Raw genomic sequence first — 23231 nt, forward strand, 5'->3', positions numbered from 1 at the left:
TACAAGAATTACAAATGTTAGTGCGTTATTTAGGTATCTCTGATGCCGATATGGAAAAGGGGCACATGCGCATGGATGTAAATATTTCATTGCGTCCAGTTGGGGATACTGCTTTGTATCCCAGAACGGAAATTAAAAACATGAATTCGTTTAAAGCGGCCGAGCAGGCCTTAATTTATGAAATAACCGAACAAACCAAATTGTGGGAAAATAATCAAGCACCAGAGCAACAACGCACTTGTGGCTGGGAGGATGCCACCGGCAAAACTATCGAGTTGCGCAGTAAAGAAGCCGCCGCTGATTATCGCTACTTTCCCGAGCCAGATATACCACCTTTACATATTACTCAAGACCAGATCAATATCATCTTTAAAAAGATTCCGGAATTACCTTTAGAAAGACGGGCGCGGTTTCGTGAAGAATATTTTTTGTCTTACTATGATGCTAAGGTTTTAACGGCCGATCCACGCGTCGCGGAATATTATGAAAATACGGTCTCTGAATTACGCTCCTGGTTAAGCTCGATCGATACCACCGAGGGGAGTGACGAAGAAATTTGGCAACGGGAAGGCGAAAAATTATGCCGCCAAGTATGTAATTGGATCACATCAGAATTATTCGGACAATTAGCCAAAGCTAAAAAAGATTTTTCTCAACTCATCATTACACCAGAAAACCTAGCAGAATTTATTAGTTTGGTGCATCAAAATAAAGTAAACTCGTCGGCCGCGCAAACTATCTTACGACATATGTTTGAGCACGGGTCAGACCCATCGCAGGTCATGCAGGAACTTGATCTTGAACAAATTCATGATGGTGACCAGCTCGGTAAAATATGCGATGAAGTAATCGCCGCCAACCCAAAAATTGTGGCTGATTATAAAGCCGGTAAAGAACGTTTACTGATGTACTTAATTGGGCAAATTATGAAACAGATGAACGGTAAAGCTAATCCGGAAATGGTTACTGGTTTATTAAGAGAAAAATTAAAACAATGATCACTATAGTGTCTGGCTTGCCAAGATCGGGTACCTCTCTCATGATGAAAATGCTTGAAGCTGGCGGCATTGCTGCATTAACCGATGAAGTTAGATCGGCTGATATCGATAACCCAAAAGGGTATTATGAGTTTGAGCGGGTCAAACAATTGCCCAATGACACAACTTGGTTACCCGAAGCTGAAGGTAAAGCGGTAAAAATGGTTTCAACCTTATTGTATGATCTACCATCCGACCGGCAGTATAAGGTTATTTTTATGCGCCGGGCTATGCCGGAAATTTTAGCCTCGCAAACCAAAATGCTCTTACGACGCAATAAAGATATGATAGTGAATGATTCTGAAATGAAAGAATTATTTGAAGGACATTTAAAAAATATTACGGCCTGGCTACAACAACAAACCCATTTAAAGACTCTCGAGATTTGGTACAATGATATTATGAAACAACCCGCTGTTGCGGCTCAAAAGATAAAAGATTTTTTGGGTATTGATCTAGATATAAAAAACATGATGAATAGTGTGGATGAATCATTGTACAGAAATAAACTATGACTAAACCCTACGATCTTAAAACTATCTTCTTAGATAAGGTTAAAGCCAAGGGCGGTTTTGTAAACTGCCATGCCCATTTTGATAAAGCCTTTTTGATTAACGAGCAGAACTTATTGCAATCACACATTGACATGGAGGCGAAATGGCATTTATATAAGGAGATTAAGAAAAATTACACCCCGGAAGATTTAAGAAATCGTATGCGTGAAGGAATGAAGCGCATGGTCACTCAGGGCGTACGGTATGTACGCTCATTTATTGATATAGATACCACCGTTGGTTTAAAGTGCCTGGAAGCAGCTTTTGATATTAAGAAAGAGTTTGCCGGTAAGTGTGAGTTGATTATTGTCTCACAAACGTTAGAAGGAGTTATTAATCCTGAAGCTAGAAAGTGGATTGAACAAGCCGCACCGTTAGTTGATGTAATCGGTGGTTTACCTAGTTATGATCGACCGAACTCAGCTCAGCATCTCGATATTATTTTTAATTTAGCTAAAAAATATAATAAGTGTGTTGATGTCCATATTGATCAAGAAAATAATCCGGACGAAAAAGATACTGAATTATTAGCCCAAAAAGTCATCGAACATGGCTTACAAGAAAGAGTTAATGCTGTACATGTAATTTCTTTATCGGCGCAAAGTGAAGATTATTTTCAACATGTTTTAAAACTGATGGTCGAAGCCAAATTAAATGTGATCACTTGCCCTGGAGCTGCCTTAGGCATGAAACAATTGCGCGGTAAAAATGCTCCGGTGCATAATTCAATTGCGCGTGTGCCAGAATTTCTAGCCGCCGGTTTAACTGTAGGCATTGGCACTGATAATATAAATGATTTTTTTCAGCCTTTTATTGATGGTGATTTATATACAGAAGCACGGATGTTAATGGAGGGATGTCGCTTTTACAACTTGGATGCTTTAGTTGATATTTGTACTACTAATGGTCTGAAACTATGTCAAAAATAGCCAAATTAATATTATCTGACGGCACAGCATTTATTGGTGCATCATTTGGTTTTGTTGGTAACGGTGACGGTGAGGTGGTGTTTAATACCGGCATGGTAGGCTATCCGGAGAGTCTGACGGATCCGTCATATCGGGGTCAAATATTGGTCTGTACTTACCCATTAATTGGTAATTATGGGGTACCTAACACTACTCAATTAGAATCAAATAGAATTCAAGTATCAGGTTTAATTGTCTCGCATTACACGGCACAGTACTCTCATTGGCAGGCCACCCAATCATTAGGTGATTGGTTACAAACCAGCCAAATTCCGGCCATTACTGGTATTGATACACGTGCGCTCACAAAAAAACTAAGAACCCATGGTGTAATGTTAGGCAGAATTGAAATTAATCAATCAAACAACTCAACTATAGAAGATCCTAATAAAAGAAATTTGGTTAGTGAGGTGAGTTGCACAGAAGTTATTTGGTACGGTCAGGGTAAAAAAACCGTCATCGTAGTAGATTGTGGTGTCAAAGAAAGTATTATTAGAAATTTAGTTAAGCGCGGCATTAAGGTAAAACGAGTACCATGGGATTATAATTTTACTGCAAATTTAAAAGATATTGACGGTATATTACTATCCAATGGCCCTGGTGATCCGACTCAATGTGTAGCCACCATTCAACAAACCAAATTAGCTATGCAAACTAAATTGCCAATTTTTGGAATCTGTTTGGGTAGTCAAATTCAAGCGTTAGCCGCTGGTGCGACAACCTATAAATTACCGTTTGGTCATCGCGCACAAAATCAACCGTGTCAGATTGAAGGCACCCAACGCTGCATATTAACCTCACAAAATCATGGATTCGCTGTTAAGGAATCAACCCTACCAAGTGATTGGTCAGTGTCTTTTAGAAATGCCAACGATCAATCCGTTGAGGGGATTGTACATAAAACCAAACCTTGGTGCTCGGTGCAGTTTCACCCAGAAGCCAACCCGGGGCCAGCTGATGCTAATTATTTGTTTGATGATTTTATCAAACTGCTATGAATAATACTTTACCAAAAAAGATTCTTTTACTTGGCTCAGGGGGATTAAAAATTGGTCAAGCGGGCGAGTTTGATTACTCTGGCTCACAAGCTATTAAAGCCTTCAAAAAAGAGGGGATCAAAACCGTTTTGATAAATCCTAATATTGCCACTGTCCAGACTGACCCCGACATGGCTGATGTGGTCTATTTTTTACCATTAACTTTAGATTTTGTTCAAGAAGTTATTGTCAAAGAAAAACCGGATGCCATTGCTCTAAGTTTTGGCGGACAGACGGCATTAAATGTAGGTTTAGAATTAGAGACAGCTGGTGTTCTCAAAAAATATAGTGTCGCAGTTCTAGGTACGAATACAAATAGTATCAGAGTAACCGAAGATCGTGATCTATTTGCCCAGACTTTACGTGCCATTAATGTATCAGTGGCCACTAGCACGGCGGTCACTACAATAAAGCAGGCTTTAACAGCCGCCAAGAAAATTGGTTATCCAGTGATGATTCGATCAGCCTTTTCTTTAGGTGGTGAAGGTTCTTCCAAAATTACTACAGCCCCCATGCTTAAAGCTCGCGCTGCTGAAGCTTTAAATAATGTGCCGCAGATATTAATTGAAGAATACTTGGGTGGCTGGAAAGAAATTGAATATGAAGTAGTGCGAGATAAATTTGATAACTGCATTACTGTTTGCAACATGGAAAACTTTGACCCGATGGGTATTCATACCGGTGAAAGTATCGTCATTGCACCATCACAGACTTTATCTAATTCTGAGTATCAAAAATTGCGCGATGTCGCGCAACAGGTGGTACGGCATCTACAAGTAGTCGGGGAATGCAACATTCAATTCGCCTTAGATCCGCACTCGAGTGATTATAGAGTAATCGAAGTTAATGCTAGATTATCACGCAGTTCTGCTTTAGCGTCTAAGGCTACAGGCTACCCTCTGGCATACATCGCTGCTAAATTAGCCATGGGATACTCATTGTTAGAGGTGAACAACTCTGTCACCGGTACTACTACCGCCTGTTTTGAACCAGCTTTAGATTATGTCGCCGTAAAAATACCACGCTGGGATTTAAAGAAGTTTAAACTGGCCGAGCGCACCATTGCCACTGAAATGAAATCAGTTGGCGAAGTGATGGCGATCGGTCGAACTTTTAATGAAGCCCTCCAAAAAGGTTTACGCATGTTAGGTACCGGCGATGATGGTTTGGTTGCCAACGCACGCTCTAATCCTGATTACATGTCTGATATTAAATTACCCACCGATCGACGAATTTTTGCTCTAGCGACAGCGCTGGAACACAAAGTTAGTGTTGATAAGCTGTATGATCTAACTAAAATTGATAAATGGTTTTTATTCAACCTAGCTGAAGTTGTGACTTATCAAAAAACTATTAGCAAAGATTTGACTCCAGTAGTTTTAAAACAAGCCAAGCAACTAGGTTTTTCTGATGGACAAATTGGTCGTTTAACCAAGCAGACTGAACAGCAAATTCGACAACTCAGAAAAACCCATCACATTATCCCGGTTATTAAACAAATCGATACTTTAGCGGGCGAATATCCGGCGCAAACTAATTATCTATATTTTACTTATCACGGTAGCGAACATGATGTGGCTTCAACTAAGCAGGGTATTATTGTGTTAGGTAGTGGCCCGTACAGAATTGGCTCTAGTGTCGAGTTTGATTGGTGTTGCGTACAAGCTGTTAAAACGATTCGCCAAAATAAACAGACCAGCATCATGGTGAATTGTAATCCAGAAACAGTTTCAACCGATTATGATGTGTCTGATAGACTTTATTTTGAAGAACTGACTTTAGAACGTATTTTAGATATCGTCGATTTTGAGCAACCCCACGGAGTGATCGTAGCGATGGGTGGTCAAACTCCAAATAATTTGGCGATGGATTTAATGGCTCATAAAGTACCCATATTAGGTACTAGACCCAAAGATATTGATCGCGCTGAAAATCGCTATATTTTCTCAAAATTATTAGATAAGATTGGTTTAGATCAACCCGCCTGGAAAGAAGTCACCACGATTTCAGCCGCTATGAAATTTGCTGATAAGTTTGGTTATCCAGTATTGATTAGGCCATCATATGTCTTATCTGGTGCCGCCATGAATGTGGCTTTCACACCGGAGAATCTTGAGCATTATCTCAAAGAAGCGGCTGAAGTTTCCAACCGTTATCCAGTAGTGATTTCAAAATTTATTGTGGGTGCTAAGGAAATTGAATTTGATGGTGTCGCCGATCACGGTGATTTAAAACTTTATGCCATGACCGAACACATCGAAAATGCTGGAGTTCATTCCGGTGATGCGCACGCCGTGTTTCCACCGCAACGCACCTACATTGAAACAATTCGCCGCACCAAACAACGTATGCGCCAGGTAGTGAAAGAACTGAATATTTCCGGACCATTTAATATCCAATTTTTAGCCAAAGACAATGAAATTAAAATTATTGAATTAAATTTGCGCGCCTCACGCAGTTTTCCGTTTGTGTCTAAATCATTAAAAATAAATTTTGCCGAGACGGCCACCAATGTTATGCTCGGCAAAACTGTTGAGGTTGATTACGGCCGATTCGATCTTGATTATGTCACCGTTAAAGCCCCTCAGTTTTCTTATAGCCGTATTAAAGGGGCTGACCCGGTCTTGTATGTCGAAATGGGTTCCACCGGTGAGGTAGCCGCCTTTGGTGATGGCTACCAAGAAGCCGTGCTTAAAGCGATGTTGGCAGCCGGCTACAACATTCCCAAACGGAAACGTCTGTTATTATCAGTTGGTCAAGATGCCCAAAAAGCTAAATTATTACCGTTTATTCAAAAACTCAATCATCATAACTATACTTTGTACGCTACTGAAGGGACGGCCGAATTTTATCGCAAACATAATATACCGATTAAAATTGTAAAAAAAGGCGCTGCGGTGATACGCTTAATTGAACAAAAACACATTGATTGCGTCATTAACATTCCACGCCAATATAATCATCGTGAATTAACCGATGGTTACCGCCTGCGCCGCGCGGCGATTGACTGGCATGTCCCATTGATAAGTAACGTGCAGATTGCTAAGATGTTTATAAATTCAGTCTGTAATCTAACTTTAAAAGATTTATTAATCAAAGCCTGGCATGAATACTAATATTATCACCACAGACAACTTCACTCGATCATGGATTGAACAGGTGCACACACGGAGTGCTGCTCTAATAAAGAATGGTTTTCAAGCAACTTTATCTGGAAAAATTATCACCACCTGTTTTTTTGAACCTTCTACACGCACCCGTTTATCTTTTACATCAGCTGCCCAGCGCCTAGGCGCCAGTGTATTGGGGTTTGATTCTGTCACGAGTACGTCTACCACCAAAGGGGAATCGCTCGAGGATACAATCCGAATGGTGTCAAACTACGGTGATGTTATTGTGATGCGTCATCCTGAAGCCGGTAGCGCCGACCGAGCGGCTCAGGTGGCCGGCGTACCTGTGATTAATGCGGGTGATGGTGCCAATCAACATCCCAGTCAAACTTTATTGGATCTATTCACGATTAAACAAGGTATTGGTAGACTTGATGATTTTACAATCTTGATGATTGGTGATATTGAACATTCTCGTGTTGTTCATTCACTATCCACCACGTTAAAGTTATTTAACAACGTGGAGCAGTTATTAATAAATCCATTAACACAAGATTATAAACCACATTTAAATAAAGCTGATATCATTTTGGTTACTCGGGTCCAAACCGAACGGTTTACCGATAAACATCAAGCCGATCTGCTACAAAACAGTTATAAAATCTCTCTGCAAGATGTCGAAGCCATGAAACCAACTTGTAAAATAATTAGTCCTTTACCCAGAACTAGTGAATTACCAACAAACATCGATGCTGTTCCGCAAGCCTACTATTTTCAACAAGCTTCCTTTGGTGTGCCCGTGCGCGCCGCTTTGCTAGAGAATGTGCTCGGCGTATGGTAACTTTACCCGGCCTGTTTGATTGCCACGTGCACTTTCGCACACCGGGCCAGGAGTATAAAGAAGATTGGGTGACAGGCTCGGCTGCGGCACTAGCTGGTGGAGTAGTTGGTGTAGTTGACATGCCTAGTAATGTACCGCCTGTTCTTACCCAAGCTGACTTACTGAACAAACAACGTCTCATAGAAAAAGTTAATCCGGGTATTGCGTACCGTCTACCACTTGGTGTCACTGACAAATCGCTTCAAGACACTTTAGCTGCTCAAGAACAGGCGTGTGGGATTAAAGTTTTTTTACAACCACACTCAACTGGCATGTTTGTGCGCAACGATGCCACTCTACACACTCTTTACCAAAATGCCACCAAACCAATCATGATCCATGATCATACTGGGGTTGATCGCATTATGCCGTTTGTTCGACAATACAAAAAACTAACTTATTTCTGTCACATTTCCACTCAAACTGAAGTAGAAAAAATTGCTCAAGCCAAACGTGAAGGCTTGCCGGTTTACGCTGAAGTTACCCTGCATCACTTATGGTTAGATGAAACCACTAAAACTCAACCAGTGAACCCGCCATTACGGACGGCGGCTGATCGGGCCGCTTTATGGGAAGGGGTAAGAGCCGGTGTGATCGATACAATTGCGACAGATCATGCGCCCCATTTAATCAGCGAGAGCAATCTGCCTGGTTTTCCAAGTATCGAGTTTTTCGTGCCGCTATTATTTACCGGACTAGCGCAAAATAAATTGAGTATCGATGATATTATACGATGCTGTGTTACTAATCCAACTAAACTATTTGGCTTTACTAGTCAGAAAAAAATCGACCTTGATCCAGACTGGAAATGGACCATTAGCCAAGCTGATATTAAAAGTAAATGTGGCTGGTCACCTTACTTAAATATGCCTGTACAGGGTAAGGTGCTTCGGGTATACTAGCCGATAATATGGCTCAGTTATGGCACAAAGGTTATAGCATAAACAAAGAAGTTTTAGCGTTTACAGTGGGGAACGATTACGCTCTTGATCAGGTGATGATAAAACATGATGTCTATGGCAGTATTGCCCAAGCCGCCATGTTGAAAAAAATCGGTGTCATCACAACCAAAGAATTTAAAACTCTACAGACTGCATTAAAAAAAATAATCATCCTGTGGGAAGACGGTAAGTTTATTGTCAAACCAGCCGATGAAGACGGCCATACCGCCATCGAAAACTATTTAGTTAAACAATTAGGTGATTTAGGTAAAAAAATACATACTGCTAGAAGTCGTAATGATCAGGTAGTAACGATGACTCGCTTATACACCAAAGAGCGCATTTTAGATTTGTATAATTTGACGATTAATTTGGCTGATAATTTTCTGACATTAGCGAAAGACAATGAGTTTGTACCCATGCCGGGTTATACTCACATGCAGCGCGCTATGCCGACATCGGGGGGAGTATGGTTCGATCAGTTCGCTGAAGCCCTACTAGATGATCTCCAACTGCTCAAAACCGCTTATCACTATAACGACATGAGCCCATTGGGCAGTGCGGCTGGTTTTGGTGTAAATATGAAGATTGATCGCGCTTATACAGCCAAACTACTAGGGTTTAGTAAAGTGCAAAATAATACCCTGTATGTGTCTTATACCCGTGGAAAAATTGAGGCGGTTATATTATTTGCCGTGAATCAACTTATGCAAACACTCGCTAAGTTTTCTAATGATGTCTTGATATTCTCAATGTCTGAAACTGGTTTTGTGGAGCTACCCCAAGAGTTTTGTACAGGTTCGTCCCTTATGCCGCAAAAAAAGAACGGCGATGTGTTTGAACTTACGAGAGGTAAAGCTAATGTGAGTTTGGGTTATTTAATCAGTACCATCGAAATGCAAAATGTTTTATTATCTGGTTATAATCGCGATTCACAATTAACCAAAGATCTACTCTGTAAGGGTTTGGATTTATATGAAAATACTGTTAAAGTGATGTTGGCGTTAACTAAAGGTATTACTTTAAATAAAACCAAATGTTTAGCGGCGTGTACACCGGAGATATTCGCCACCGATTACGCCCTGGATTTAGTGAAACACGGCATGCCCTTTCGTGATGCTTATCGCCACGTGAGTAATTCACTTGATGAGCTTGAGCAAATTGATCCAGTTAATAATATCCGGCAGAAAACCCATCTTGGTGCTAGTGGCAATTTACAACTAAACCAGATCAAACAGGCTGCTCAGTTAGAAAAAACCTGGGTTAAGTCTGAAACCAATAAATGGGTTAAAACAATTAATACATTGCTAAAATGATATCTTTTTTAAATGTAAAATTTAAAAACCCCTTAGTGCTAGCCTCGGGTATTCTAGGTGTTACAGCCGCTTCGATGAAAAGATGTATTGATTTAGGAGCCGGCGGTGTGACTGTTAAATCATTATCATTGCAACCACGCCCAGGCCATGTTAATCCAACCATGGGTGGTTTTGATAATTATTTTATCAATGCCGTTGGTTTATCCAACCCCGGTGTTGAGCAAGGTATAAAAGAATTAAAAAAATTCAAAAAGGTTTGCCAAGCACCATTAATTGGTAGTGTGTTTGCTGGCACATTAGAAGAATTTGGTACAGTGACGGATCAAATTGTCAAAGCTCCCATCGACATTTTAGAAGTAAATATATCTTGCCCTAATGTTGGTTCTGAATTTGGGGTACCATTTGCCTATAGTGTAGAGGCCGCTACGGCGATCACTAAAATGGTAAAAGCCCATGCCAAAGGGATACCAGTCTGTATGAAATTATCACCCAATGCTTGGAACATCGGCATTATCGCCGCTGCCTGTGAGCAAGCCGGAGCCGATGCCATTACTGCTATAAATACGGTTTCTGGTATGGTCATTGACAGTTCTTTTCAAACACCATTTTTAAGTAACAGTGTCGGTGGCATGTCTGGACCAGCCTTAAAACCAATTGCCTTAAAAGCCGTCTGGGATGTTTACAACTCAGTACACAATATACCGATTATTGCCACCGGTGGAGTTACTACCGGCGAGGATGCCATTGAAATGATGCTGGCCGGTGGCACACTCATTGGAGTTGGTTCAGCCGTGTTTTGGAGAGGCCCAGATGTTTTTGGAAAAATTATGAAAGAAATGGATCAATACATGACACAACATAAAATAAAAAACTTGACTACTTTAATTGGTAAAGCACACTCATGACACCTAAAATTGCTATCTTAAAAACTATTTCTCACGAAGCTGACAATGTGAAGGGGTTTACATTTAATTTTAATAATTTAAACTCACAACCTGGCCAGTTTGTCATGTTATGGTTACCCGGCGTGGATCAAAAGCCGTTCTCGATTGCGGCTGATAATGGTAAAACATTTACCACAGTAGTATTCAAGTTAAAAAATTTCACCACTGCGTTGTTTAAATTAAAACCAGGTGCCAAAGTAGGTGTGTCTGGGCCATATGGCAACCCATACACTTGGAAACCAAAACAACATGTTATAGCAGTAGGCGGTGGCTATGGTGCCGCACCATTAGTTTATTTGATAAACACTGTAAAAAAACAACAGTGTAGTTACGAATTATTAGTCGGTGCCAGAACAAAAGATCTATTACTTTACACTGATCATTTTCCAAAACATACTTTTCTGTCAACTAATGATGGATCGACTGGTTATAAAGGATTTATTACTGGCGTTCTTGAACAACGTTTACAGACCATTACTAAAACTCAGCTAAAACATACTACGGTATATGTCTGTGGGCCAGAACCAATGGAGTATGCTGTAGCAATGTTAGCAAAAAAATATGGTGTAGAATCTCAGATCAGTGTGGAACGCTACATGAAGTGTGGTTTCGGCGTATGTGGTCAATGTTGTATGGATGACACCGGTGAACCCATGTGCCAGGTGGGTCCAGTTATCACTGGTAAAAAGGCTTTATCATTAACAGAATTTGGCAAATATCACCGGGATAAATCAGGCCAAATTATTAATTACTAAATAATAGATTTTTTAGGTATGTCTGATCCAAAGCCACATGAGCATCGTCGTATAAGGGGAGAATTGAGCCGTTGGGGTGAAGCAGAGGCGAAACGATACGAAGCTGCTAAACATGGCCCGGATGGTAGACGTTTTTTGGATAATAATCTCTATGAAGTATTGGATGAAGCTGCCATTAAAGACAAAGTTGTAGCTGATATTGGTGCCGGCGCCGGACCATGGAGTGAGTATGCAATAAAATTAGGAGCTAGTCATGTCACCTGCCTTGATCTCAACCCGGCTATGATCGCACGAGCCAGAGAAAAATGGGGTGAAGCTGGTCCTCCGACAAATATTGATTTTGTAGTGGCCAATGTTGCCAATTTACCGTTGGACAATGATTCCCAAGATGTAGTTATGAGCATAAATGTTGGTTGCAATTTGCCCGAGGTTGGAGATGTCTTTAATAAACATTTTAATGAAGCTTATCGCGTGGCCAAGCCAGGAGCTATGCTTGTAGTCACTGCGCCAGACTCATTAAACACAGTTTTTACTGATGGAAATGAACCTAACGGAGAATCAGTTCAATCTGAGATCGATCAACTATGGGAAAGAGAGACAGACCATACGGTGGGCGGTGCAAAAAAAATACTTAGTACTTTAGTTCATATATTACGCGCAACATTTATTTTAGATAAAACTGGCAAACCAATTGTGATTACAGATAAAAATTCTCAGTTAGTGAAATCTGGCGATCCGATTTTACGAAAAATTCCTGGATTAGTAGTTGATAATAACTACCATACGGCTGCTGAATATCGTCAAGCTGCTCAAGCAGCTGGCTGGGAAATAGTTTCGGAAAGCAACGAATCATTTGCAGATGAAACCGAAAGAACAACCCATAATGAAGCAGGGTCTACTAATAAATTAGGGAAAGAATATATTGAGCACCCTCCATTTATCATGCTTAAATTAACTAAACAGCAGTAAATATACTTATGGAAAATTTATTAGCCATGTTAGAAGAAGTTGGTGCTGTAATGCCCAATGATCACTTTGTGGGCACGTCTGGGAGCCATTTTGATACTTACATCAATAAAGATGCTTTGTACCCCTACACCGATAAAGTAGCCATGGTAGGTGAGATGTTTGCCGAGGCATTCAAAACCTATAATGTTCAAGTTGTGGCTGGCCCAGCTTTAGGCGGTATTATTTTGTCCCAATGGACCGCGGCGGCTTTATCTAAACTGACCAACACAAAAGTATTATCTGTTTATGCTGAAAAAAAAGACGACACTTTAAAAATGACTCGCGGTTACGATAAAATCGTGGCTGGAAAAAATGTGGCGGTCGTGGAGGATCTTACAACCACAGGTGGCTCACTGCAAAAAGTAATCGACGCGATACAAACAGCGGGTGGCAAAGTGGTGGTGGCAGCAGTGATGGTAAATAAGAATCCACAACAAGTTAACAGTGATTTTTTTGGTGTGCCATTTGTGGCCTTAGCTGAAAAAATCGTGACAGTGTATCCAGCTGAAGAGTGTAAATTATGCGCGAATAATATTCCGGTTAATACAACTATCGGGCATGGCAAAATATTTTTTGAGTCAAAGAACAAATAATTTATGAAAATACAAGATCGTATCCAACTCACAAATAATGCCACCGCTAAGCGTTTATTTACCATCATGGCGGAAAAAGAAACCAATGTTGCTATCGCCGCCGATGTCACAGATGCCAACAGTTTAGTTAAATTGATCCAACAAGTGGGGGATAGTATCTGCGTGTTAAAGACCCACATTGATATCATTAGTGATTTTACACCGGAATTGATCACCACTTTGCTTGATCTAAAAAAGAAGCATAACTTTTTGATTTTTGAAGATCGTAAATTTGCTGATATTGGTAACACCGTAAAACTACAATACAGTGGCGGGATCTATAAAATTGCTGAGTGGTCAGATATTATAAACGCCCATGTTGTATCGGGGCCAGGCATCATTGAGGGTCTTTGGGAAGTTGGCAAAACGAAGGGGAGTGGATTGCTATTATTAGCCGAAATGAGTTCAGCTGGTAATTTAGCCACGGGTGATTACACTAAAACCGCCATAAAGTGGGCACAACAATATAGCGATTTCGTGTTTGGTTTTATCGGCATGAAAAAACTGATTGACGATCCTAAATTTATTACCATGACACCAGGTGTAAATCTAGCCGATTCTGGTGATAAATTAAAACAACAATATGTGACTCCCGAACAAGCCATTGCTGGTGGTTCAGATATTATTATCGTTGGTCGAGGGATCTATGGGGCGAGTGATCCGGGACAGATGGCAGAAGCCTACAGACAGGCTGCATTTTACCCCTAAGAAAAAATTTAGCGAACCATCCTAGCCCCCTGCAAGGGGGTTGGGGGTAAACTCCCAACAAATCTAAACGGTTCAACCTGATCCAATCTTATTTTTTGAAATGTTCCAACTAGTTGAGCATCAGCTGGGGCTGGAAACTCTATGGTAATCTGATGTTGATTACGGCCCAACCAATGATCTTTAGAATATTTTTCAACCAGAATCGTATCAATCGTACCGAGTCTGGGTGTTTGGTTACGCATAAACGTTTCTCCAAGCAAAGCAGTTAGCACTGCAAACCGATGTTTTTTTTCGGCATGGGTGACATTATCTTGAAACCGTCTGGCGGCTACGGTGCCGGGGCGTACGGAGTATTGAGCAATAAAAGCCATATCATAACCCACTTGTTCCATTAAACTGTATGATTCAGCAAATTCAGCTTCGGTTTCGCCACAAAAACCAACAATGATATCCGTTGATAATGACACATTAGGAATGCCGGCTTTAATACGAGTAATTAAATCTAAATAATGTTCGCGTGTATAAGGCCGATTCATCCGGCGTAACACAGTTGAGCTACCCGATTGGGCTGGCAGATTGATCTGTTTGCACAATTTTGGATACTGCGCGATAACCTCAATCACATCATTAGTGAAATCGCGCGGGTGGGGAGCATGGAAACGAATCCAAAACTCACCGGGTAACTCGGCCACACTTTTTAGCAACTCAGCAAAACTGATTTCTGCATTCGGTTTATCTAAACCATATGAATTCACATTTTGACCCAACAGGTGAATATCTTTATAGCCACGTGAAATTAAGTCGGTAACTTCATTGATAATATCCTGAGATGGGCGCGACCTTTCGCGGCCCCGGGTGAAGGGGACAGCACAATAGGTACAGTATTTATCACAACCTTTGGCAATTGGCACCCAAGCCCGAAACGTCGAGTTATGAATTGGTTGGATAGCAAAATACTCCATTTGATCACGCAGATTAACAGTAGTTTCAAGATTGGTTTGCGCTAATAGTTGGGGTAATTTTGGAAGATCTTCAATATCAAAGACCAGATCAAACTTGGGTGTGAGTTTTGTTTTATCATGCGGCAAAACACAACCGGTCAGTAAGGTGATCAAATCTCCGGTCTGTTGGCGTTTTTCCCACCAGCGGAATTTACCATAAATGCGATCCACGGCTGATTGTCTAATGGCACAGGCCACTACTACAATCACATTGGCCGTGGTGTCTGTGACAGCGCGGGTATAGCCCATTTTTGTCAGCACACTAGCCACGCGTTCACCGTCAGATTTATTGGTCTGACAGCCTAAGGGCCAGATGAAGTAGGTTTTAGACATAGCGGGAGGATTATAGTATACTCAACCATATGTTACAACACCCTACATTATCACAATTTGTCCTCGATCAAGAAAATAAAACCGGTGGCAGTGGCGAGTTTTCTAAAATATTATTAGATATTGGCGTGGTCGGTAAAGTAATTTCGCGGGAAGTAAATAAAGCCGGTTTAGTGAACATTTTTGGTGAAGCGGGCATGGCTAATAGCTCTGGTGATACGGTTAAAAAACTGGACGTTTTATCCAACGAATGGTTCGTAAAATACCTATCCAAAACCGGTCACTTTGCCGCCCTCGCCTCCGAAGAGGAGACTGATATTGTCTTAGTACCCGGCGGTGAAAATAATGAGTATGTCATTGCGTTCGACCCATTAGATGGCTCATCGAATATTGATTACAACGTCTCAATTGGTAGTATTTTTTCTATCCATCACAGAATCAGTCCAAAAGGTCAGTCGGCTACTTTGGAAGATTTTTTACAACCAGGTAAAGATCAGGTGGCGGCTGGATACATTTTATACGGATCAAGCACCATGTTAGTTTATACTACGGGTCATGGTGTGCATGGCTTCACCCTCGATCAAAGTATCGGTGAGTGGTTGTTATCTCATGAGGCTATTCACATACCGAGCACCTGTGATGTTTATTCGGCCAACGAGGCTTATATTCATACCTGGTCAGAACCAGATCGCTTATTTTTAGATAACTTTAAAAAAGTTAACCCAAAATGCACGTCCCGTCATATTGGTTCACTGGTCGCTGATATTCATCGTAATATATTAAAGGGGGGATTATATTTTAGACCGTATGATGATGCCGCCAAGCAAACAGCTAAGTTGCGCTTAAATTATGAATTAAAACCTCTGGCCATGATTATTGAACAAGCCGGTGGCGTCGCCACATCTGGTACCGAACGGATTTTAGATATCAAACCAAAGTCATTACACGCCAAGTCACCGATGGTGGCTGGTAATTTAAAACACCTTCCCCTTCCTAAAAAATAACCTTATTCCTAACTCCCTCCTACGATAGGAGGGTTGGGGAGGTGTGTTCGCGAATGTCAATTTTCAACACTTCAACAAACTCATCCAATGTCATTGTACCAGTGTCTTTTGAACCTCTTTTCCTAACAGCTACCATTTTACCTTGCACTTCTTTATCGCCCAATACAACCATATAAGATACTTTTTCACTGACAGCTGTTCTAATCTTGCTACCTAAGGTTTCACTGGCCATATCAACCTCAACTCGAATATGATTAGATTCTAACTGTTGCTGTATTTGTTTGGCATACTCGAAATGGCCTTCACCCACGGCTAGCAATTTAACTTGCACCGGAGCCATCCAAGTAGGGAAATTACCGGCAAAGTGTTCAATCATAATGCCCAACCAGCGCTCCACCGAACCCAACACTGCCCGATGAATCACTACTGGACGTTGTTTGGAACCATCAGCGGCAATGTAATGTAAATCGAAACGATTGGGTAAATTAAAATCTAATTGTACAGTAGAAAGTTGCCACTCACGACCAATGGCGTCTTTTACCATGAAGTCCAATTTTGGACCATAAAAGGCCGCTTCACCTGGCACTACTTTATAGGTGATATGGCGTTTAGAAATAATGTCTTCTAAAATCTTTTCCGCATTATCCCAAATAACCGGCTCACCCAAATATTTAGCCATGTCATTCGGATCACGCGTGGAAATACTTACCCAGAAATCATTCAGTCCAAAAGCCTGATAGACCGATTGGATTAAATCTAAAATGTTATTAATCTCCGTTTCAATTTGATCTGGGCGCAGGAAAATATGGCAATCATCTTGGGTTAACGCGCGTACCCGGGTTAAACCGGCCAACTCACCGGATTTTTCATTGCGATACACTGTGGTAGTGGCTGTCCAACGTAACGGTAAATCGCGATAACTGTGTGGCTGACTCTTATATAACATCATGAAGTGTGGGCAATTCATTGGCTTTAAATAGTAGTCCTGGTTGTCCAGTTTTATGGCTGAAAACATCGCATCGTATTTTCCTAAGTGCCCGGAAGTTTTATACAAAGTATCTTTGGCGATGTGTGGTATCCAAATATTTCTAAAACCCAGTTTGTACTGTTCGGCTTCAATAAAATCCTCAACTGCCTTACGTAAAGCCGCTCCCTTGGGATAGAACAGGGGAAAACCTGGCCCAATTTCATCAATCACGGTAAATAAACCCAGTTCTTTACCCAATTTTCGGTGATCGCGTTTTTCAGCCTCTTGCAGTTGAAGCAAGTAATCATTTAGTTCTTTTTTACTGGCAAATAGCAAACCATAAACCCGAGTCATTTGAGCATTCTTAGCATCGGCTTGCCAATATGCCCCAGCCAGTTTCGTTAATTTAAGACCAACCCCCATTAATTCTTTGGTGTTTTGGACATGACCACCCTGACATAAATCAGTAAATGGCCCGGAATGGTAAAGATGAAGTTGTTCACCTTGTTTGGAAAATTTTTCTACCAACTCTTGTTTAAAGGGTTGGTCAGCAAAAAATTTCTTGGCCTGTTCAGCAGTAACATCTTCACGTACAAATTCATGCTGACCATTTATTATTTTACGCATCGCCACAGTAATTTTTTCTAAATCAGCTTCTGTAATCGGTTGTGGTGGTAAAACATCATAATAAAACCCATTATCAATTACTGGGCCAGTACCCAACTTTGTACCAGGATAAAGCTGCACTAGAGCGGCCGCCAGCATATGAGCGGCTGAATGTCGAAGATGATTAAGATCCATTTATTGAGCGATTATAAGATTAATTTGTTGGGCTAAAGCCGGTGTCCGCTCCAACCAGAAGGGGACAAAGGTGACTTGGACACTATCAATTTGTTCATAGTCACTTAAGACATTTTGAATTTGCTGCTCTGTTTTGTCCGTTAAGATCGTCGGATCAATAAAGTCCAGATTCTCCACTTGTCCAGTAGTTTCAACGTCGCCGGATAAAATCCATTCATTACCATCAAAATTTGCTTCATAAGTTAACGGCGCATCTTTGGTAATTGGCTCGTTATCATTGAGTAATAATTTACGAATCGCGGCCGTAGCATCTGGCAGCACGACAGATTTGCCCACACTATGCACCTCGACCGAATTAACTTCATCACCCACGGTGCCATTTACCTCTTGTGCGGTAAGGTTTACTTCTCCCGCCAATGCCGCCTTAGCCGCGTGCTTAGCGACAGTAATAATTTTGTCAGTTAAAACAACTTTTTTAATAACCCCACCAGTCATGGGCGAGGTACTTTTGGCGTATATTTGTGCTTTGACACTATCGTGTAGTGCCACAATTTCAAAATGATCTGGTTCAATATTACCACTCGCTCCGGCGGCATCGGCATAAACCGGTACCTCAATACTTCCTCCAGCTGGCACGGTCACTGTTTCGTCGGTGTGAAACAGAATGCCACTATCCGACAACAATCGAGTGGTTCGCACTAATGGTTGGTTACTACTAGTTTCGTCGTAAATAGTCACCGTGCCGGTAGCCACTGCATCTTCGCTAGCATTAGCCTCATAATCGGTAAAGGTAAAGGTTTGATCAATGGGTGTTTCGGTTATTTCTAAACCAAGGTCTGTTGTAGAATACTGAAAAGGTACTTTAGCCGGCACATCACGCAATTTTACAGCAACTGTAGTTTTGCTGAAAGCCACATAAAACACCGCCGCAACCAAAACGGCCACCACTAGGATGAATACAATTAAGACTGGGGAGAAATAGCGCTGTAAGCGTTGTGGATGTGTCATGGGGCTTATTATACCAAAACCACCTGATCTTCGCCAAGGAGCTGACTAAGTTGCGTCACAGCCTCCCGTTTAATACCACTATCGGTTTTTAATATTTTCTGCTTGGTAACCAAATACACGGGAATTGATCCGGGTGAGGTTTTAAAAACATGCTTAGCTGCCTGAGCTTGATCGGTCGATGTTGTGCCGGTTAAATTAACCAGCACAAATTCTTCTGGCCACGGCGTGATGGTTTCGGCAATCAATTTGGTTTGTCCATCGCGCTTGCTAATTTTTCCTTGCACCGCCACACACTGGCCTTCACTTAAAACGGTTTTTAATTTCTGTACAGCGCTGGCAAATAACACTACCTCTAACTGAGCTGTACCATCACCACATTGAAAAAACTGCATCGCATCACCAGACTTTGTCGTGATCCGTTTTAGTTGTTGCACCAAACCTAAACACTGCACGGGGCTATTCACCCGCTGCTCAGCGGCACTGGCTAGTGTTATCATCCCGGGCAATTTTAAACGTTGCACTTTAGCCAGGGGATGGCCTGATACATACAAACCCAATAAGGTTCTTTCCCATTCCAATTGTTGGCGTCTGATAGAATTTGCGGCTGGCTGTAAATACAGTTTCGGTGAAAGCAATATCGAGCCACTAAAAAGATTACCCTGCCCGGATAAAGCATCTTGTTGCGCCTGACGATTATATTGTAATAACGTTTCTACATTAGCCAGTAAGGTAGAGAATTCTCCAAACGCTATCAGCGCACCCGACATGATTAAACTTTCCAATGATTTCTTATTTAAATCTTTATGTTGAATGCGGCGTAAAAAATTTTGGATATCAGTAAACGGTCCATTAGCTTTGCGTTCTGAAATAATATCTGTAATTAAGTTTTGTCCAACATTTTTTATAGCCGCTAAACCAAATCTAATACGCGGCTGTTTGGGTAAAGATTCCCGCACCACGGTAAAAGTAGAATAACTTTCATTGATATCAGGTGGTAAAACAGCTATCCCCATACTGCGAGCCTCTTCCACTTCAATGGCAATCCGATCAGAATCAGCCTGATCGGAAGTTAATAAACTAGCCATGAACTGAGCCGGATAATTGGCTTTCAAATAAGCCGTTTGATACGCAATTAAAGCATAGCCAGTCGAGTGAGACTTATTAAAACCGTAGTGCGCAAATGGTTCAATAAACTCCCACAATTGTTCGGCAATACGTTGCGACACACCATTGGTTTCGCAACCAACAATAAATTTTTCTTTCTGTTCATTTAATAACTTTTCAATTTTTTTAGCCACCGCTTTAATTAAAAGATAGCCCTCACCAGCCGTAAAACCAGCCACGTCTCGCGCCATGGCCATCACTTGTTCTTGATAAACTAAAATGCCGTAGGTTTTTTCCAGAATCGGTTTTAATTGCGGTATTAAATATGTCACTGTGCGTTTTTTATGTTTGCCTGAGATATATTCCGGAATCCGCTCCATCGGCCCTGGTCGATACAGCGCCACCATGGCAATGATGTCCTCAAACTCAGTTGGCTTTAATTCGCGCAAGTAGCGTTTCATGCCGGAACTTTCTAATTGAAAAATGCCAGTGGTTTGACCGGTTTGAAATAGACGATAGGTTTTTTTATCAGTTAACAAAAGATTATCCAGCGCTACAGTAGTGTCGGTCGTTTTTTTAATTAGCGCCAAAGTTTGTTCAATGATGGTGAGATTTTTTAATCCCAAAAAATCCATCTTTAACAAGCCGAGTCTTTCAATGGGGTGCAATGAATACTGGGTTACGATGTCGTGTTCACTGGTGGAGGAATACTGCACCGGTGTATAAAATTGTAAAGGCTCCTTAGTAATAACTACACCACAGGCATGGGTTGAAGTATGACGCACTACACCCTCCAGTTTTAAAGCTTGGTCAATTAGCCGGGTGGCATCGGCATCAGACTGATATAACAGTTTTAATTCCGGTACTGTCTCAATGGCGACTTGAATCGATGTAAACATGGGAATCATTTTGGCGATGGTATCACAAAAACCATAGGTTAAACCTAACGCTCGTCCAACATCACGTACTGCGGCGCGCGCTGCCATGGTACCAAAAGTAATAATCTGTGCCACATGATCTTTGCCATATTTAGATTCCACATATCGAATTACTTCGGCCCGCCTGGTATCGGCAAAATCCAAGTCGATATCAGGCATACTAACCCGTTCTGGATTCAAAAACCGTTCGAACAATAAATCATATTTCAATGGATCAATCTCGGTAATACCGGCTAAAAATGCCACAATGCTACCAGCCGCACTACCTCGACCCGGACCAACCACAATGTGGTTTTCTTTAGCCCAATTAACGAAATCTTGCACAATTAAAAAATATGAGGCATAACCGGTTTTTTTGATAACGTCTAACTCATAAATCAAGCGGGCCCGCGCTGCCGACACATGCTCACCGCTATAATGTTTGGTAATATTATTTTCACATAGTTCTAACAATACCTGGTTGTCATTTTTACCGGGTGGTAATTCATAAAAGGGGAGTTGGATCACACCTAAAGGAATGTCTATCTGACAACGTTGAGCAATCACCTCAGTTTGCGTAATGGCCTCAGGTATATCTTTGAATAATGCCATCATACTGTCAGCCGACGCTAGTGAAAAATCATCATGCCGCATCGATAGGCGATTAGTATCAGACACAGATTTTTTAGTGTGAATACAGACCAAAATATCCTGTGCCTCCGCGTCAGTGGGTTGCAAATAATGGCTATCAGCCGTGGCGACTAACTTAGCACCGGTTTGAGTGGATAATTTTATTAAACTATTATTAACTATTAATTGTTCTGGAGTGTTAGTATGGCGTTGGAGTTCCAAAAAAAAGTTATTTGGACCAAATATTTTTTGATAACGAGTGATCGTATCAACAGTGTGTGCCTCATCGTGTTGTAAAATTGACCGGGCCACTTGGCCACTTAAACAACCACTCAAAGCGATCAGGCCCTCATGATATTGTTGCAGTAAATCAAAATCAACTCTGGGGCGATAATAAATCCCTTCCAAATGTGCCTGGCTCACTAGCCTAATTAAATTAAAATAACCTGACAGGGTTTCAGCTAAAACCACTAAATGATACGGTTTATCATCCTGACGCGGTTGCCGATCAAACCGTGTCCGTTGGGCGACGTACAGTTCGGCACCAATAATCGGTTTAATCCCAGCGGCTTTACACGCTTCATAAAATTCAATCGCGCCATATAATACACCATGATCGGTCAAAGCCAGATGGCTAAAACCTTGTTGTTTGGCATAATCAACCAACTGGTCAATTTTCGGTAAACCATCGAGCAACGAGTAGTGGCTATGAACATGTAGGTGAGTAAACGACATAAGTGGCGGCATTATACCAACTGTGTTACACTATGGCTAATATGCCAATAAAACCACGCTCCATACAAATCAATCAAACTAAAAGACTACGCAACTGGCCAAGCTTAATGGCAACAGTGGCGTACTGCTGTGCTGGGCTATCTATCATTCTGGTATTTGCCCAATTTGCCTTGTACAGTAACCAGTATAATCAATTATTTAATAGCGATGTTGTCTCGGCTGTCACTTTAACGAATGGTCAGACATATTTTGGCCACATCAAGAAGTATGGGCCAGGTTCGTTGGTGCTATTTGATGTTTACTATTTACAAGTCAGCCCAAAGACAGATACCACAAATACTGCCACTGATACTAACACTGATACGACCACACCCGATAATGGGGTGAAACTCAAAAAATTAGCGGATGATTTTTATAAACCAAACAATTATATCATCATTAATCGCAATGAAATTCTATTCTGGCAACACCTCACAGATTCTTCTCCGATTATAGATGCAATAAACAAATATCAAGCTGAAAACTAATCGTCAGAGCGACGCTTTTTCTTTGACGATTTACCGGCCAGGGCGCGCACAATATCTAGCACTGAGCCAATTTGGTCAACAGATTCGTTAACTTTATCTTTGATGACTTTCACACTGGCATCTAACTCTTCCATCTTATCGCGAAAATCGGTAATCATTTCGTTACTCTGTCTGGTGATCTGAACTAGATAATACATTATCCAGATTAAAAAAATGGTGAATAGTAAAATACAAACTGACACTGTAACATACAAAATATCCTGGGTAGTGAAAATCATATAATTTTATATTTATTTAAATCTTATAGTTGACTTTAG

20 protein-coding genes are annotated in these 23231 nt (G+C 41.2%); 15 read left to right on the forward strand and 5 right to left on the reverse strand.

The genetic code is table 11. The annotated features are described in order from the left end of the window. The 13 genes from WCV88_00005 to pyrF form a co-directional block, all read left to right on the forward strand. Positions 1-998, forward strand: a 998-nt coding sequence (locus WCV88_00005; GenBank protein ID MFA6474566.1) for an Asp-tRNA(Asn)/Glu-tRNA(Gln) amidotransferase subunit GatB, incomplete at its 5' end; no start/stop codon positions are given. Then, positions 995-1552 (forward strand): sulfotransferase domain-containing protein, encoded by a 558-nt coding sequence (locus WCV88_00010; GenBank protein MFA6474567.1) that lies wholly within the window; start codon positions 995-997, stop codon positions 1550-1552. The genes WCV88_00005 and WCV88_00010, both read left to right, overlap by 4 nt. Beyond that, a complete protein-coding gene (locus WCV88_00015; protein ID MFA6474568.1) occupies positions 1549-2520 on the forward strand; it encodes an amidohydrolase family protein in 972 nt (323 codons plus the stop codon). Before WCV88_00010 ends, WCV88_00015 begins: the two co-directional genes overlap by 4 nt. Continuing rightward, entirely contained in the window at positions 2508-3557 is a 1050-nt protein-coding gene (gene carA, locus WCV88_00020; GenBank protein ID MFA6474569.1) for a glutamine-hydrolyzing carbamoyl-phosphate synthase small subunit, read from the forward strand. The genes WCV88_00015 and carA overlap by 13 nt, the downstream gene beginning before the upstream one ends. After that, on the forward strand, positions 3554-6712 hold the full coding sequence (gene carB / locus WCV88_00025; protein MFA6474570.1) for a carbamoyl-phosphate synthase (glutamine-hydrolyzing) large subunit: 3159 nt from the start codon (positions 3554-3556) through the stop codon (positions 6710-6712). Before carA ends, carB begins: the two co-directional genes overlap by 4 nt. Next, positions 6702-7547, forward strand: coding sequence for an aspartate carbamoyltransferase catalytic subunit (locus WCV88_00030; GenBank protein MFA6474571.1), 846 nt, complete (start codon positions 6702-6704; stop codon positions 7545-7547). Before carB ends, WCV88_00030 begins: the two co-directional genes overlap by 11 nt. Further along, complete coding sequence (locus tag WCV88_00035; protein ID MFA6474572.1) at positions 7541-8488, forward strand: amidohydrolase family protein; 948 nt, start codon at positions 7541-7543, stop codon at positions 8486-8488. The genes WCV88_00030 and WCV88_00035 overlap by 7 nt, the downstream gene beginning before the upstream one ends. 8 nt (positions 8489-8496) lie before the next feature. Then, positions 8497-9843, forward strand: coding sequence for an argininosuccinate lyase (gene argH, locus WCV88_00040; protein MFA6474573.1), 1347 nt, complete (start codon positions 8497-8499; stop codon positions 9841-9843). Next, on the forward strand, positions 9840-10748 hold the full coding sequence (locus tag WCV88_00045) for a dihydroorotate dehydrogenase (GenBank protein ID MFA6474574.1): 909 nt from the start codon (positions 9840-9842) through the stop codon (positions 10746-10748). Before argH ends, WCV88_00045 begins: the two co-directional genes overlap by 4 nt. Next, entirely contained in the window at positions 10745-11542 is a 798-nt protein-coding gene (locus WCV88_00050; GenBank protein ID MFA6474575.1) for a dihydroorotate dehydrogenase electron transfer subunit, read from the forward strand. The genes WCV88_00045 and WCV88_00050 overlap by 4 nt, the downstream gene beginning before the upstream one ends. 18 nt (positions 11543-11560) lie before the next feature. After that, complete coding sequence (locus tag WCV88_00055; GenBank protein MFA6474576.1) at positions 11561-12511, forward strand: class I SAM-dependent methyltransferase; 951 nt, start codon at positions 11561-11563, stop codon at positions 12509-12511. An 8-nt stretch (positions 12512-12519) separates the two neighbouring features. Then, complete coding sequence (locus WCV88_00060; GenBank protein MFA6474577.1) at positions 12520-13143, forward strand: phosphoribosyltransferase family protein; 624 nt, start codon at positions 12520-12522, stop codon at positions 13141-13143. Between the two features lie 3 nt (positions 13144-13146). Further along, a complete protein-coding gene (gene pyrF / locus WCV88_00065) occupies positions 13147-13890 on the forward strand; it encodes an orotidine-5'-phosphate decarboxylase (GenBank protein MFA6474578.1) in 744 nt (247 codons plus the stop codon). 8 nt (positions 13891-13898) lie between these two features. Here pyrF and miaB read toward each other — a convergent pair whose 3' ends face one another. Further along, complete coding sequence (gene miaB, locus WCV88_00070; GenBank protein MFA6474579.1) at positions 13899-15224, reverse strand: tRNA (N6-isopentenyl adenosine(37)-C2)-methylthiotransferase MiaB; 1326 nt, start codon at positions 15222-15224, stop codon at positions 13899-13901. A 29-nt stretch (positions 15225-15253) separates the two neighbouring features. Between miaB and fbp the strand changes: the two genes are divergently transcribed. Further along, positions 15254-16225, forward strand: a complete 972-nt coding sequence (gene fbp, locus WCV88_00075) for a class 1 fructose-bisphosphatase (GenBank protein ID MFA6474580.1) — start codon at positions 15254-15256, stop codon at positions 16223-16225. Between the two features lie 19 nt (positions 16226-16244). Here the strand turns inward: fbp and thrS are convergent, their stop codons facing one another. From thrS to WCV88_00090, 3 genes are read right to left on the reverse strand one after another with little or no spacing between them, the layout of a single operon-like run. After that, positions 16245-17993, reverse strand: coding sequence for a threonine--tRNA ligase (gene thrS, locus WCV88_00080; GenBank protein ID MFA6474581.1), 1749 nt, complete (start codon positions 17991-17993; stop codon positions 16245-16247). After that, a complete protein-coding gene (locus WCV88_00085; GenBank protein ID MFA6474582.1) occupies positions 17994-19001 on the reverse strand; it encodes a baseplate J/gp47 family protein in 1008 nt (335 codons plus the stop codon). An 8-nt stretch (positions 19002-19009) separates the two neighbouring features. Further along, positions 19010-22387 (reverse strand): DNA polymerase III subunit alpha, encoded by a 3378-nt coding sequence (locus WCV88_00090; protein MFA6474583.1) that lies wholly within the window; start codon positions 22385-22387, stop codon positions 19010-19012. Positions 22388-22428: 41 nt separating this feature from the next. Here WCV88_00090 and WCV88_00095 point away from each other — a divergent pair, with 41 nt between their 5' ends. After that, entirely contained in the window at positions 22429-22914 is a 486-nt protein-coding gene (locus WCV88_00095; protein MFA6474584.1) for a hypothetical protein, read from the forward strand. Here the strand turns inward: WCV88_00095 and WCV88_00100 are convergent. After that, entirely contained in the window at positions 22911-23192 is a 282-nt protein-coding gene (locus WCV88_00100; GenBank protein MFA6474585.1) for a hypothetical protein, read from the reverse strand. The two genes, WCV88_00095 and WCV88_00100, sit on opposite strands and share 4 nt — an antisense overlap. Between the last annotated feature and the right edge of the window lie 39 nt (positions 23193-23231).

The organism is Patescibacteria group bacterium (assembly GCA_041665365.1).
Taxonomy (GTDB): domain Bacteria; phylum Patescibacteriota; class Patescibacteriia; order UBA9570; family UBA9570; genus UBA9570.